Here is a 13,515-nt window from a genome sequence, read left to right on the forward strand (position 1 = left end):
CCATGGAACTCTTCCAGTACCCCTACATGCAGCGCGCCCTGATCGGCGCTCTGGTGATCGGCCTGGCCGCCCCGGCGCTCGGCATCTACCTGGTGCAGCGCCGGCTGGCGTTGATCGGTGACGGTGTCGGGCACGTGGCGTTGACCGGCGTCGGGGCCGGTCTCCTGCTCAATCGCTCACCGGTGCTGGTCGCCGTGATCGCCGCCACCATCGGCGCGGTCGCCATCGAGGTGGTACGCGCCCGTGGGCGTACCTCCGGTGACCTTGCCCTGGCCCTGCTCTTCTACGGCGGCATCGCGGGCGGTGTACTGCTGGTCGGCCTCTCGGACGCGACCAGCGCGAACCTCAACGCCTACCTGTTCGGGTCGCTGACCACCATCTCGACCGCCGACCTGGTCACCATCGGGGTGCTCGGCGCGGCGATCCTGGTCACCATGATCGCGCTGCGCCCGGCGCTCTTCGCGGTCAGCCACGACGAGGAGTACGCCCGGGTCTCCGGCCTCCCGGTACGCACGCTCAACCTGCTGATCGCCGTCGCCACCGCGGTCACCGTGACCATCGCGATGCGGGCCGTCGGCGTGCTCCTGATCAGCGCGCTGATGGTGGTCCCGGTCGCCACCGCCCAGCAGGTCACCCGGGGGTTCCGCGGCACGATGGCCGCCGCGATGGCGCTCGGGTTCTTCGCCGCCGGCTCCGGTGTCTGGGTGGCGGCTACGGCGGACACCGCTCCGGGCGCCTCGGTGGTGCTGGTGGCGATCGCGTCGTTCCTGGTGGTGGCCGTGGCCGGCGGCGTCTGGCGGGCGCTGCGCCGCCGGGCGACACCGGCCGCCGCACCGGCACCGGAACCGCACGAGGTCGTACTGAGTTGATCCTCATCAGCAGGGCGTCGGTGGTATTGGTTACCGTTGCAAGATGACCAGCGCGACGGGTTACGAGGGTTTCGACGGAGCCAGCGAGTTGCTCCGCGCCCTGTCCGCGCCGATCCGGCTGGCCATCGTCAGCGAGCTGGCCGATGGTGAACGATGCGTCCACGAACTGGTGGAGAAGCTCGGCGCCGCGCAGCCGTTGGTCTCCCAGCACCTGCGGGTGCTGCGCGGCGCGGGAGTGGTCCGCGGCTCCCGCCGTGGCCGGGAGATCGCCTACAGCCTCGTGGACGAGCACGTCGCGCACATCGTGGCGGACGCGGTCAGCCACGCCGGGGAGGGATCATGAGCGAGGGCAGCACCGCGGTGCGCAACACCCGGCAGCGCTCGGCGGTGAGCGCGCTGCTGGGTGAGATGGAGGGCTTCCACAGCGCCCAGGACCTGCACGCCATGCTGCGGCAGCGCGGCGAGCGGGTCGGCCTGACCACCGTCTACCGCACCCTGCAAGGGCTCGCCGACGCCGGCGAGATCGACGTGATGCGCCCGCCGGGGGGTGAGCACCTCTACCGCCGGTGCAGCGAGGGGCACCACCACCACCTGGTCTGCCGAGCCTGCGGGCGCACCGTCGAGGTGGCCGGGCCGGCGGTGGAGAGCTGGGCCGACCGGGTCGCCGCGCAACACGGCTACGCCGACGTCAGCCACACCCTGGAGATCTTCGGCACCTGCCCGACCTGCGTACGCTGACCAGCCCCGCGCAGTGAATCCGCACCTGTGAGAACCGGGGCGTTCGTGGCACGCTGTCCGGCGTGAAGATCTATGCCGATCGGTTTCCGACCGCCGCCCGTCAGTTGCTCACCGACCTGCTCGTCGTCGCCTGGGTGTACGCGGCGATCCGGGGCGCGCTGTGGCTGCACGACCTGGTGCAGAAGCTCGCCGTACCGGGGCAGAAACTGGAGGGCGCCGGCAGTGGCCTCGCCGACAACCTCGCCGACGCCGGCGGCAAGGTGCGCCGGGTCCCACTGGTCGGTGACGAGCTGACCGCGCCCTTCCGGCAGGCCGCCGACGCCGCCCGAGGGCTCGCCGACGCGGGCCGGGACCAGCAGCACCTGGTCGACCAGCTCGCGCTCGCCCTCGCCGTCGCCGTGCTGATCTTCCCGCTCGGCCTGGTGCTCTTCGGTTGGCTGCCGTTGCGGGTGCGCTGGATGCGCCGGGCCGGGTCGGCCGCGAAACTGGCCGCCGGGCCGGCCGGTCGGGACCTGCTCGCGCTGCGCGCGCTGGCCACCCAGCCGCTCGGTCGGCTGACCCGGATCGCGCCGGACGTCGCCGAGGCGTGGCGGCGCGGCGACGACGCCACAGTCGACGCCCTGGCCACGTTGGAGCTGCGCCAACTCGGCCTCCGCGGCCGGGGCCGCTGAGGTCTCGCGCACACCGGCCACGACCGCGCCCCCACCATGGGGCCGCCACCGGCCCACCTCATGTCCACCGCCCCTGCCTCGAACCGCGACCGCGCCCAGCCTCGGGCCGCCACCCCGGCCCGCCTCGGGCAGCCGTGCCCATCTTGATCAAGTGATGAGAAGTAGCTCGGAGACAGCGTGGGGAGCTACTTCTCATCACTTGATCAAGGGGAAGCACTGGTGGTCCGTGGTGCGCGTTCGCCGCGCCGAGTCGGGCCGTCGCGGCTGGGGCCGCTAAGGTCTTCGGGTGTTCTACTTCCTCGTCGTCATCGCCGTCCTGCTGCTCGGCTACGCCGCCGTCCTGGTCTCCTTCCTGCGGCGGGGCAGGAAGATCCCGCCTGCGGCGTACCTGGCCCTGGCCGGGCTCAACGGCCTGATCCTGGCAGGCGTGCTGGCCTGGGCGGTGGCCCGCTGACCGTCGCTGCCGCGCCGCCCCCTGCACTGCACGCCGGTTGATCAACTCCAGGTCGGCGACGTAGGGGCATCGAGGCGGGGAATGCCACCACCTCGCGGATGTGCAGTCGATCAAGCCAGACGGCGTGCGAGGCGGCGGGGTTACGGCTTCGGTGGGATGCGGCGGCGGACGTCCTCGGCGGTGGACGGGCCGGGCGTCCAGCGGGCCACCCAGGGCAACTCCTCGGACGGGGTGATCACACCCTCCTCCAGGCCCGCGTAGCGGCCGGCGAGGATGCGCTTAGCGGCGGCGGTGTCGACCGAGTCGGTGTTGTCCCACAGTGCGGCGAACAGGGCGTCCACCCGCACCCGCGCCTGCCGGCAGAACAGGTCGGCCAGCTCGACGTTCTCCGGTCGGGTGTCCCGTTCGGCGGCGGCCCGGACGCAGACCGCGGACATCGCGAACAGTTCGGCGCCGATGTCCACCACACGGCCGAGGAACGCCTGCTTGCGCTCCATCTTTCCCTGCCAGCGCGACATCGCGTAGAACGTCGACCGGGCCAGCTTGCGGGACGACCGCTCCACCTGCCGCAGGTGTACGGCGAGTGGCCCGAACTCGGCGTACGCCGAAGGGCTCTGCCCCCGGCCCACGGCGAGCGTCGGCAACCACTTCGCGTAGAAGGCCCCCGCGCGGGCGCCCGCTCTGGCCTTGCGGCCCAACCCCGCGTCCGGGTCGATGATGTCGCCGGCCACCGACAGGTGGGCGTCGACCGCCTCCCGGGCGATCAGCAGGTGCATGATCTCGGTGGAGCCCTCGAAGATCCGGTTGATCCGCAGGTCGCGCATCATCTGCTCGACGGCGGCCGGGCGTTCGCCCCGGGCGGCCAGCGAGTCGGCCGTCTCGTAGCCCCGCCCGCCCCGGATCTGGATCAGCTCGTCGGCGATCTTCCAGGCCATCTCGCTGGCGTACAGCTTGACCAGCGCCGCCTCGATCCGGATGTCGTTACGGTCGTCGTCGGCGAGCAGGCAGCAGAGGTCGAGCATTGTCTCCATGCCGTACGTGGTGGCGGCGATGAAGGAGAGCTTCTGCGCGACCGCCTCGTGCTCGCCCACCGGCCGACCCCACTGGACCCGGTCGGCGGCCCAGCCCCGGGCCACGTTCAGCGCCCACTTGCCGGCGCCCACGCACATGGCCGGCAGCGAGAGCCGACCGGTGTTCAGCGTGGTCAGGGCGATCTTCAGCCCCTTGCCCTCGCCGCCGATGACGTTCTCGGCGGGCACGAACACGTCGTGGAACCGGGTGAGGCTGTTCTCCAGGCCGCGCAGGCCGATGAACTCGTTGCGCCGCTCGACGGTGATGCCCTCGCTGTCACCCTCCACCACGAACGCGGTGATCCCGCCCCGACGCCCCTCGCCGGCCGGCACCCGGGCCATCACCACCAGCAGGGTGGCCACGATGCCGTTGGTGGCCCACAGCTTCACCCCGTTGAGCCGGTAGCCGGTGCCGTCCTCGGTCGGCTCGGCGGTGGTGGCCAGCCGGGCCGGGTCGGAGCCGACGTCGGGCTCGGTGAGCAGGAACGCGGACACCTCACCGGCGGAGAGGCGGGGCAGGAAGCGCTGCTTCTGCTCGGCGGTGCCGAACATCTTCAGCGGCTGCGGCACACCGATCGACTGGTGCGCCGAGAGCAGCGCGCCGATGGCGGGGCTGACCGAGCCGGCCAGCATCAGCGCCCGGCAGTAGTGCAGGTTGCTCAGGCCGAGCCCGCCGTACTTCCGGTCGATCTTCATGCCGAACGCGCCGAGGTCGGCCAGGCCGTGGAACACCGAGTCCGGAATGGAGCCGTCACGTTCGATGGCCGCGCCGTCCACCTCGGAGGTCAGGAAGGCGCGGAACCGACCGAGGAACTCCTCGGCACGTGCCACGTCGCCCGGGTCGGACCGGGGCCACGGGTCGATCAGGTCGAGCCGGAACCGACCCAGGAACAACTCCTTGCCGAAGCTGGGTCGGTCCCAGGTGGACTCGCGGGCGGCCTCGGCGACCTGCCGGGCCTCCTTCTCGGAGACCTGCCCGGCCTCCGCCGGCAACGGCGCGGCGGCTCCGGTGGTGGTCTCGGAATCAGGGCCGTCCGGCGCCGGTCGGCCGTTCTGCGTCGTGGTCACGGCTGCCCCCTCGAACCTCGGTGCGGCTGCGTCGACGTGCGCGCAAACGCAACGCTACCCCCGGTTGTTACCCAGGGGTAGCGCTGCGTGAAACTCGGTGTGGTCAGCCGACGCTGAGAGTCTCCGGGTCGTCGTCATCGTCGTCGATGTCGTCCTCACCCCAGTTGCGGCGGACGAACGGCAGGATCACCCAGAACACGAGGAACCAGATGCCGGTCAGGGCGCTGAGCAGGAAGGCGATCGGCCGGTCCAGCACGAAGTCGGTGATCAACAGTACGGCGCTGACCATGGCGATCAGCATGAAGGCGAGACCACCGGTGGCCATCCGGTGGGCGAACCGCACCAGTTCCGGCTTGCGGCCCTGCCGGAACAACGCCCGGTGGAACGCCACCGGCGAGATGATCAGCGCGGTGGCGGCGGCCGCCGCGAGCAGCGCGACGATGTAGACGTCCCGCTGGAACTCGCTGGTCCGGGTGAAGCCGTTACTGAACGGCAGGGTGAGCAGGAAGGCGAAGAGGATCTGCACGCCGGTCTGCGCGACCCGCAACTCCTGGAGCAGGTCGGCGAAGTTACGCTGCCAACGCTGCTTCTCGGTCTCCTTGGACACGCGCTACCTCCGGTGCGACGCTACTGCCGGCGGTCCCGGCCGCCGGCAGCAACGCCAATGCCCCACCCGGCCGAGCGCGAAACAGGTTCACGACATCTCCCGTTCACTTCGGGGACGCAGGTCGGCCACAAGCACCAGCCGAGCCACCGCCGGCAGCCTCAGGAGCCGCGCCGGATCCGACCCGCGTAGCGCGCCTCCAACTCCGTGTTGTGCGCGTCGCCGTCCGGGATGTTCGCCGACAGGTAGACCGGGGGCCGCTCCCCCGCCGCCAGCAACCGCGCCACCACCTCCACGGTGACCTGCTGGGCCAGCAGGGCGGCGGTGATCGAGGAGACCGCGCCGACCGCGCCACCGCCGGGAAGGGGCAGGGTCGCGTCGCCGTACGGAGCGCCGTTGTCGAGCACCACGTCGGCCAGATCACCCAGCTTGCGCCCGGACGGGTGCCGGGAGGTCATCCGGCCGGAGTGCTGCGCCGAGGTGATCGCCACCAGCCCGTGGCCGCGCTCCTTGACCACTGTGGCGAACTCCACCATCGCGCCGTTGACCCCCGAGTTGGAGGCGAGCACGAAGACGTCGGTGGGCCGTACCGGGGCCAGCTCGTAGAGGCGGTGCGCCACAGCGGGATCGCGCTCCAGCAGCGGACCGAGCCGGTCGGCGGGTTCACCGCCGAGCAGCACCAGGTCACGCAACGCGATCCGGTTGGTCGGCACCAGACCACCCGCCCGTCCCGCGATCTCCATCGCCAGGGCCTCCGAGTGCCCCGTGCCGAACGCGTGCACCACACCGTCGGCGCGTACGGCCTCGGCGATCAGGTCCGCGGCCCGGCCCACCGCCTCCCGCTGGCTGGCGGCCACCCGGCCGATCGTCTCGGTCACCACGGCCAGGTAGTCCTCGGCACTCACCGTCATGCGTCCTCCGTCGTCCGATTGCGGGCCATCTAGTCAACCGTGCCCGAGTCGAGCGGGTCGACCAGGGTGCCCCGCGTTCCAGCAGCTCAGGCTGTTCCGCCGGCTCGGGCCAGGATCGCCTCGGCGAGCGGACCCGGTGCCTCGTCCGGGATCCAGTGGCTGACGCCGGTCAGCTGCACGAAGCGGTAGTCCGCGGTCACGTTCGCCGCACACGCGTCGGCGGCGGTCCGGCCGATGGCGACGTCCTGGTCACTCCACACGTACGTGCTGGGTACCGCGACCGGGCCGACCGCGGCCAGGTCGGCGCGGGACATCGCCCGGTACCAGTTCAGCGCCGCGGTGAGCGCCCCGGGCTCGCGCATCGGGTCGGCGTAGCGGTCCACCCGGGGCCGGTCACCGACCCCACCGAGCAGTTTGCGCAGCGCGGTGGCGTGCCACGCCAGCAGCACCTTCTCCGCCTTGCCCGGCTTACGGAACAGCGCGATGTACGACGACCGGGCCCTCTGTCGACTGTCGTCGGCCAGCGCGTGCGCCATGGCCGCCGGGTGAGGCACGGACACCGCGGTCAGGGTGCGGACCCGCTCGGCGTGCCGGGCGGCGACCGCCCAGGCCACGACCGCACCCCAGTCGTGCCCGACCAGGTGGACGGCGTCCAGACCGAGGGCGTCGAGCACCGCCACCACGTCGGCGACCAGCTCCGGGATCCGGTAGTCGGCCACCGCCGTGGGCCGCGCGCCCGGCGAGTAACCCCGCTGGTCCAGCGCGTACGTGCGCAGCCCGGCGGCGTGCAGTGTCGGCACGACGTCGTCCCACTCACCGCTGTGCTGCGGAAATCCGTGCAGCAGCAGAACGGGTACGCCGTCCGGCGGACCATCGACGGTTACCTCGAACGTGAAGCCTCGTGCGTCGACCCGCATGATCGGAAGCGTACCCAGCCGGGGGTCGGCCGGTCGCTCCCACAGGTCAGGCTGATGCCCTGCTGGGCCCACGCCCCCGGTCGGTGTTAGCGTCAGCGAGACAACTTCACATCCGACAGGGGAGCGCACAGCGCTGAGAGTGCGGGCATGCCCGCAGACCCTCGAACCTGATCTGGGTAATGCCAGCGCAGGGAGTTCGGTCGACCTCCAGCCGCGCCGTCGTCCGGTGCCACCGGACGCGGCGTGCGTCTTCTCCTGGTTCGCACTCACGAACTGGGAGCAACACATGAAATCCACCACCGACACCCACCGTTGGCGGACCATCGACATCGTGGTCGCCTCGGTGATCGCGGTCGCCTTCGGCGTCATCTTCTGGGCGTGGGGCCTGGTGTGGAGCGCCACCGAGGGCGCGTTCGCCTTCTTCCCACCGGCGCAGACGCTGCTCTACGGCGTCTGGTTGATGCCGGCCGTGATCGGCGGCCTGGTCATCCGCAAGCCCGGTGCCGCGCTCTACTGCGAGACGGTCGCCGCGGTCCTCTCCGCGCTGCTGGGCAGCCAGTGGGCCGGCACGGTGATCCCGCAGGGCATCGTGCAGGGCATCGGCGCGGAGTTGGCGTTCGCCGCCTTCCGGTACCGGTCCTTCCGGCTGCCGACCGCCGTCCTGGCCGGCGCGCTGACCGGTCTCAGCGCCGCGTTGTTCGACTTCTTCATCTGGAACGTCGAGACCGAACTGACCGACTACCGCATCCCGTACGCGCTGATCACCATCGTCAGCGCCACCGTGATCGCCGGTGCCGGAGGCTGGCTGCTGACCAAGGCACTGGCCAACACCGGCGTCCTGGACCGGTTCCCGGCGGGCCGGGACCGAGCCCTGATCTGATCCCGGGCCCGGATGCGTTGATCAAGAGGTTTGCGTCAACCGGAGGCGGAATCCTGACGCAAACCTCTTGATCAACAACGAGAAGCCGTGCGGAAGGGGGTTCGGTGGGCGCGGTCGTTCTGCGGGGGTTCGGGTGGCGGCACGCCGGGCGGCGCGCGTGGGCTCTGCGCGGCGTCGACCTGCGGGTCGAGGTCGGAGAACGGGTTCTGCTGCTCGGGCCCTCGGGAGCCGGGAAGAGCACCTTGCTCAGCGCGCTGGCCGGGCTGCTCCCCGAAGACTCCGGCGAGCAGGAGGGCATCGTCGAGATCGACGGGCTCGACCCCCGCAAGGGACGGGAACGCGTCGGCATCGTCTTCCAGGACCCGGAAACCCAACTGGTGATGGCACGCTGCGGCGACGACGTCGCCTTCGGGCTGGAGAACCGGGGAGTGCCGACCGGCGAGATCTGGCCCCGGGTGGACGAGGCGCTGCACCGGGTCGGCTTCCCGTACCCCCGGAACCGCAACACGGCCGCGCTCTCCGGCGGCGAGCAGCAACGCCTCGCCCTGGCCGGCGCGCTCGCCCTCCGCCCCGACCTGCTGCTGCTCGACGAGCCCACAGCCAACCTCGACCCGGCCGGGGCCGAGCTGATCCGGCGGGCGGTGGCCGGCGCGCTGGACGACGACACCACGCTGATCCTGGTCGAGCACCGGGTCGCCGAGGCGCTGCCGCTTGTCGACCGGGTGGTCGTCCTGGAACCCGGCGGCGGCGTCCGCGCGGACGGCACCCCCGAGGCCGTCTTCGCCGCCCACGGTGCCGCCCTGGCCGCCGAGGGGGTGTGGGTGCCGGGTCACCCCATCGCGCCCCGCCCGGCCACCGCCGCGCCCGGGGAACTGTTGCTCACCGCCGACCGGCTCGGCCTGCCACCCCGGCTGGCCTCCACCGACCTTGCGGTACGCGCCGGCGAGGCGCTCGCCGTACGCGGACCCAACGGCGTCGGCAAGTCCACCCTGGCGTTGCTGCTCGGCGGGCTGCTCCGGCCGGGCAGCGGGCGGGTCACCGCCTCCCCCGGGTTGGCCGGTGCGGACCACCGCACTCCCCCGCACCGCTGGCGCGCCCCCGCCCTGGCCCGGCGGATCGGGTCGGTCTTCCAGGACCCGGAGCACCAGTTCGTCACCAGCACCGTCTTCGACGAGCTGGCGCTCGGCCCGCGCCGGACCGGTCAACCCGAGTCAGCCGTCAAGCAGACCGTGGCCGAACTGCTGGAACGGTTGCGGCTGGCCCGACTCGCCGCCGCCAACCCGTACACCCTCTCGGGTGGTGAGGCGCGGCGGCTGAGCGTGGCGACCGCCCTGGCCACCGCGCCCCGCCTGTTGATCTGCGACGAACCCACCTTCGGGCAGGACCGGCGGACCTGGCGGGAGCTGGTCGACCTCTTCGCCGACCTGCGCGACGCCGGACACGGCGTGGTCGCGGTCACCCACGACGCGGATTTCGTCGCCGCGCTCGCCGACCGCAGCGTCACCCTGCGGCCGACCTCCGGTGACGACCGATGATCAGCATCGAGCCGGTCGCCGCGCCCGGTGCGCCACTGGCCCGCCGCAACCCGGTGGCGAAGGTCGCCGCCGCGCTGGTCTTCTCGTTCACCCTGCTGGCCACCCTGGACCCGGTGGCCCCGGCGATCGCCATCGCGCTCGAACTCGCCGTGCTGCCGCTGTTCGGCATCCGCTACCGGGTGCTGGCGCGGCGGGCCTGGCCACTGCTCCTCAGCGCCGCCGGCATCCTGGTCACCCTGGTGCTCTTCGCCGCCGACCGGTCCGGCCGGGTCCTGCTGGACGCGGGGCCGGTGTTCGTCAGTACCGGCGTGCTGCTCACCGCGCTCGGCCTGGTGCTGCGGGTCTTCGCGGTGGCGCTGCCCGGTGTCATCGTCTTCGCGACCACCGACCCCACCGACCTGGCCGACTCGTTGATCCAGAATGCGAAGGCTCCGGCCCGGTTCGCCATCGGGGCGCTGGCCGCGTTCCGGCTGGTGCCGCTCCTCGGACAGGAGTGGCAGATGATAAGCATGGCGCGTCGGGCGCGGGGCGTCGACGCGGGACGCAACCCGCTGGCCAAGCTGAGACTGTTCGCCTCCACCGCGTTCGCGCTGCTGGTCGGTGCGATCCGTCGAGGCACCCGGCTGGCCGTGGCGATGGACGCGCGAGGCTTCGACGCCGGTACGCCCCGGACCGTGGCCCGCCGCCAGCACTTCACCCCCGCCGACGGGCTTCTCGTCGTCGGCGCGGCACTCCTGGCCGGAGCGGCCCTGACCACGAGCGTCCTCCTCGGCACCTTCCGCCCACTGATCGGCTGACTCGGCCCTTCCGCCGCTCCCGCCCCGAGAGCTGCGGCGCTCGTCACCCCCCGCTGGTCGCGCGCCGTCGGCCGCCCGCCGCTGGCCGCCCGCCGCCAAGATCCGCACAACAACAGGGATGTAGTGGCCTCGTTGGTGGAGGAGGCCACTACATCCCTGATATTGCTGTCATGTCCCAGCACCCCCGCGTGGCGAGGACGCCAGGACGTCCGGTCAGCTGCGGCGGAAGGCGTAGCGGCGGGTCTGGCCGGCCTGTCGGCTACGGCCGCCGCCCGAGCGACCGCCGCCACCCTGGGGCGGTCCGGCCGTCGGTGCCGCCGGTCGCCCGGCAGACTTCGGCAGGTCTGCCACCGCCGGAGCGTCGACCGCCGCGGGCACGTCGATCGACGGCGTCAGCTCACCGAGCACCGCCGCCGACTCGACCCGCACCGCTGGCAGCACCGGCTCGGGCAGCGACACCGGCACCGTCGACTCGACCCGCACCGCCGGCACCGCCGGCTCGGACAGCGACACCGGCACCGCCGGCTCGGCCGGCACCGCCGACTCCACCAGGACCGGCGGCAACGCCGACTCAGCCGGCACCGTGCGCTCGACCGGCACCGCCTGCTCGATCGCGAGGTCGGGGCGGGATCGGCCGTGGGCGGCCGTCTGGTCGGTGCCGAGTGGGGTTCTACGGGACTTCTTCGGATTGCGCCTGGCAGGCATCCGGGCCTCCTTCGGTGCCGACCGACTGGCCGGTCCCGCGCGTCGGCGGTCGGTCGGATCGGCTGGTGGCCGCCGCGCGACGCGACGGTCGAACAGGGAAGGAACTGCTCGCCGGGGTCGGACACAGCCAGCGCCGCCGAACGGCGGGAGGACATGCGGGACGCCCGCGAGCGCACGGACCGCGACGCGGGGCGGCGGGCCGGCTCGGAAGGTGGGGCGTCAGTAACGCATGGCCGTACCCTAACCGCCCTCCGAGCGGACGCGCACCCGATTTACTGGCACGATCGGCACATGCTGATCGCGTTCTCGATCACCCCGCTCGGCGGTGACGACTCCGTGGGTGACCTGGTCGCCGAGGCGGTACGGGTGGTCCGGGCATCCGGCCTACCCAACCGGACCGATGCCATGTTCACCACCGTCGAGGGCGAGTGGGACGAGGTGATGGCGGTGGTGAAGCGCGCGGTCGACGTGGTCGCCGCCCGGGCACCCCGGGTGAGCGTGGTGCTCAAGGCCGACGTCCGCCCAGGGGTGACCGACGCGCTCACCGGAAAGGTCGCCCGGATCGAAGCCCGCCTCGCCGAGGGTTGACCGGTCCCGCACGGTGTACCCCGTGGCGCCGACCGCCGCCACCAACAACAGCCTCGCCGCCACCAACAGCAGCCTCGCCACCACCCCGAGTATCAGAGGGTGGATCACTGGTCCCGGATCAGCCCACATCACGATAGGTTCGGAACGCCAATAGTGGTGACGAGAGGTGGCGGCACGGATGGCTGAGCAGGCGAGGGCACAAATCGGTGTGACCGGGTTGGCGGTGATGGGTCGCAACGTGGCCCGCAACCTGGCCCGCAACGGCTTCACGGTGGCAGTGCACAACCGCTCGCCGGAGCGCACCCGCAGCCTCGTCGCGGAGCACGGCGACGAGGGCACGTTCGTGCCCGGCGAGACGATGGCCGACTTCGTGGCGTCACTGGAACGGCCGCGCGCAGTCATCGTCATGGTCAAGGCCGGTGCGCCCACCGACGCGGTGATCGACGAGTTGGTGCCTCTGCTGGAAGAGGGCGACATCATCGTCGACTGCGGCAACGCCCACTTCGCCGACACCCGCCGCCGCGAGGAGGCGCTGCGCGCGCAGGGGCTGCACTTCAGCGGCACCGGCGTCTCCGGCGGTGAGGAGGGCGCGCTGCTCGGTCCGAGCATCATGCCGGGCGGCTCCGCCGAGTCGTACGCCAAGCTCGGGCCGATGTTCGAGAAGATCGCCGCGCAGGTGGACGGTGTGCCGTGCTGCATGCACGTCGGGCCGGACGGCGCCGGGCACTTCGTCAAGATGGTCCACAACGGCATCGAGTACGCCGACATGCAGCTCATCGCCGAGGCGTACGACCTGCTCCGCTCCGGTCTGGACGCCAAGCCGGCGGAGATCGCGGAGATCTTCCGCGACTGGAACGACGGCGAGCTGGGGTCGTTCCTCATCGAGATCACCGCCGATGTGCTCGCGCACACCGACGCGGAGACCGGCCGGCCGTTCGTGGACATCGTGCAGGACCGGGCCGAGCAGAAGGGCACCGGCCGGTGGACCGTGCAGAGCGCCCTGGACCTGGGCATCCCGATCACCGGGATCGCCGAGGCGACCTTCGCCCGCTCACTGTCCGGGCACGTCGACCAGCGGGAGGCCGCCCGCCGCGCGTTCCCCGACGCGGGTGACAAGTGGCAGGTCACCGACCGGGACGCGTTCGTCGAGGACGTCCGCCGGGCGCTGCTCGCTTCCAAGATCGTCGCGTACGCGCAGGGCTTCGACCACATCCGGGCCGGCAGCCAGGAGTACGACTGGGACATCGACCTCGGCGGCACGGCGACCATCTGGCGGGGCGGCTGCATCATCCGGGCCCGCTTCCTCGACCGCATCCGTGAGGCGTACGACCAGCAGCCCGACCTGCCGACGCTGCTGGTGGCGCCGTACTTCGCCGATGCGGTCGCGGCCGGTGTGCCGAGCTGGCGACGGGTGGTGGGCGACGCGACCCGGGCCGGTGTGCCGACGCCCGCGTTCTCGTCGTCGCTGGCGTACTTCGACGCGCTACGCGCCGAGCGGCTTCCCGCCGCGCTGATCCAGGGCCTGCGGGACAACTTCGGCGCGCACACCTACCAGCGGGTGGACCGGGACGGCTCGTTCCACACCACGTGGGCCGCCGACCGCACCGAGTCGCCAGCGTAAGACAAACCACGGCCCACGGCCCACGGCAAGATCGCTCGATCCTTGATGTAGTGGCCTCCGCGACGCAGGGAGGCCACTACATCAATG

The 13,515-nt window shown here is 72.1% G+C and carries 15 protein-coding genes and 1 riboswitch; of the genes, 10 read left to right on the plus strand and 5 right to left on the minus strand.

Translation table 11 applies throughout. The features are described from left to right. Window positions 1–2: 2 nt before the first annotated feature. The 5 genes from O7616_RS29320 (at window position 3) to O7616_RS29340 (ending at window position 2,732) form a co-directional block, all read left to right on the plus strand. A complete protein-coding gene (locus O7616_RS29320) occupies window positions 3–869 on the plus strand; it encodes a metal ABC transporter permease (protein WP_282304913.1) in 867 nt (288 codons plus the stop codon). 43 nt (window positions 870–912) lie between these two features. Continuing rightward, on the plus strand, window positions 913–1,212 hold the full coding sequence (locus O7616_RS29325; protein ID WP_282257156.1) for a metalloregulator ArsR/SmtB family transcription factor: 300 nt from the start codon (window positions 913–915) through the stop codon (window positions 1,210–1,212). Beyond that, window positions 1,209–1,607 (plus strand): Fur family transcriptional regulator, encoded by a 399-nt coding sequence (locus O7616_RS29330; RefSeq protein WP_282304914.1) that lies wholly within the window; start codon window positions 1,209–1,211, stop codon window positions 1,605–1,607. The genes O7616_RS29325 and O7616_RS29330 overlap by 4 nt, the downstream gene beginning before the upstream one ends. A 62-nt stretch (window positions 1,608–1,669) precedes the next feature. After that, a complete protein-coding gene (locus O7616_RS29335; RefSeq protein ID WP_282304915.1) occupies window positions 1,670–2,278 on the plus strand; it encodes a hypothetical protein in 609 nt (202 codons plus the stop codon). A gap of 286 nt (window positions 2,279–2,564) precedes the next feature. Further along, window positions 2,565–2,732, plus strand: coding sequence for a hypothetical protein (locus tag O7616_RS29340; protein ID WP_282257153.1), 168 nt, complete (start codon window positions 2,565–2,567; stop codon window positions 2,730–2,732). Window positions 2,733–2,872: 140 nt separating this feature from the next. On the opposite strand, the gene O7616_RS29345 is transcribed toward O7616_RS29340, so the two are convergent. The 4 genes from O7616_RS29345 to O7616_RS29360 all read right to left on the minus strand — a co-directional run bounded on the left by O7616_RS29345 (window position 2,873) and on the right by O7616_RS29360 (window position 7,302). After that, the gene (locus tag O7616_RS29345; protein ID WP_282304916.1) at window positions 2,873–4,870 is read right to left on the minus strand and encodes an acyl-CoA dehydrogenase family protein; all 1,998 of its coding nucleotides are present in this window, start codon (window positions 4,868–4,870) and stop codon (window positions 2,873–2,875) included. Between the two features lie 103 nt (window positions 4,871–4,973). After that, window positions 4,974–5,477 carry a DUF6328 family protein gene (locus O7616_RS29350; RefSeq protein ID WP_282304917.1) on the minus strand — a complete coding sequence of 168 codons (504 nt, stop codon included), beginning with the start codon at window positions 5,475–5,477 and terminating at the stop codon, window positions 4,974–4,976. A 158-nt stretch (window positions 5,478–5,635) separates the two neighbouring features. Then, window positions 5,636–6,385 carry an SIS domain-containing protein gene (locus O7616_RS29355; RefSeq protein ID WP_282304918.1) on the minus strand — a complete coding sequence of 250 codons (750 nt, stop codon included), beginning with the start codon at window positions 6,383–6,385 and terminating at the stop codon, window positions 5,636–5,638. 86 nt (window positions 6,386–6,471) lie between these two features. Then, window positions 6,472–7,302, minus strand: a complete 831-nt coding sequence (locus O7616_RS29360; RefSeq protein ID WP_282304919.1) for an alpha/beta fold hydrolase — start codon at window positions 7,300–7,302, stop codon at window positions 6,472–6,474. Window positions 7,303–7,409: 107 nt separating this feature from the next. Further along, window positions 7,410–7,514, plus strand: a riboswitch (TPP riboswitch). Window positions 7,515–7,588: 74 nt separating this feature from the next. On the opposite strand from O7616_RS29360, the gene O7616_RS29365 reads away from it, so the two are divergent. The 3 genes from O7616_RS29365 (at window position 7,589) to O7616_RS29375 (ending at window position 10,514) form a co-directional block, all read left to right on the plus strand. Further along, window positions 7,589–8,182 carry an ECF transporter S component gene (locus O7616_RS29365; protein ID WP_282304921.1) on the plus strand — a complete coding sequence of 198 codons (594 nt, stop codon included), beginning with the start codon at window positions 7,589–7,591 and terminating at the stop codon, window positions 8,180–8,182. A 104-nt stretch (window positions 8,183–8,286) separates the two neighbouring features. After that, on the plus strand, window positions 8,287–9,717 hold the full coding sequence (locus O7616_RS29370; protein ID WP_282304922.1) for an ABC transporter ATP-binding protein: 1,431 nt from the start codon (window positions 8,287–8,289) through the stop codon (window positions 9,715–9,717). Next, window positions 9,714–10,514: an energy-coupling factor transporter transmembrane component T gene (locus O7616_RS29375; protein WP_282257147.1), complete on the plus strand. Its 801-nt coding sequence runs from the start codon at window positions 9,714–9,716 to the stop codon at window positions 10,512–10,514. The genes O7616_RS29370 and O7616_RS29375 overlap by 4 nt, the downstream gene beginning before the upstream one ends. A gap of 213 nt (window positions 10,515–10,727) precedes the next feature. On the opposite strand, the gene O7616_RS29380 is transcribed toward O7616_RS29375, so the two are convergent. Continuing rightward, a complete protein-coding gene (locus O7616_RS29380; RefSeq protein ID WP_282304923.1) occupies window positions 10,728–11,219 on the minus strand; it encodes a hypothetical protein in 492 nt (163 codons plus the stop codon). Window positions 11,220–11,510: 291 nt separating this feature from the next. Here O7616_RS29380 and O7616_RS29385 point away from each other — a divergent pair, with 291 nt between their 5' ends. Both O7616_RS29385 and gndA read left to right on the plus strand, forming a co-directional pair. Next, window positions 11,511–11,807 (plus strand): thiamine-binding protein, encoded by a 297-nt coding sequence (locus O7616_RS29385; RefSeq protein WP_145779424.1) that lies wholly within the window; start codon window positions 11,511–11,513, stop codon window positions 11,805–11,807. A 178-nt stretch (window positions 11,808–11,985) separates the two neighbouring features. Next, the gene (gene gndA / locus O7616_RS29390; RefSeq protein WP_282304924.1) at window positions 11,986–13,428 is read left to right on the plus strand and encodes an NADP-dependent phosphogluconate dehydrogenase; all 1,443 of its coding nucleotides are present in this window, start codon (window positions 11,986–11,988) and stop codon (window positions 13,426–13,428) included. Window positions 13,429–13,515 lie beyond the last annotated feature (87 nt).

The sequence above is a fragment of the Micromonospora sp. WMMD964 genome, from assembly GCF_029581455.1.
Taxonomy (GTDB): domain Bacteria; phylum Actinomycetota; class Actinomycetes; order Mycobacteriales; family Micromonosporaceae; genus Micromonospora.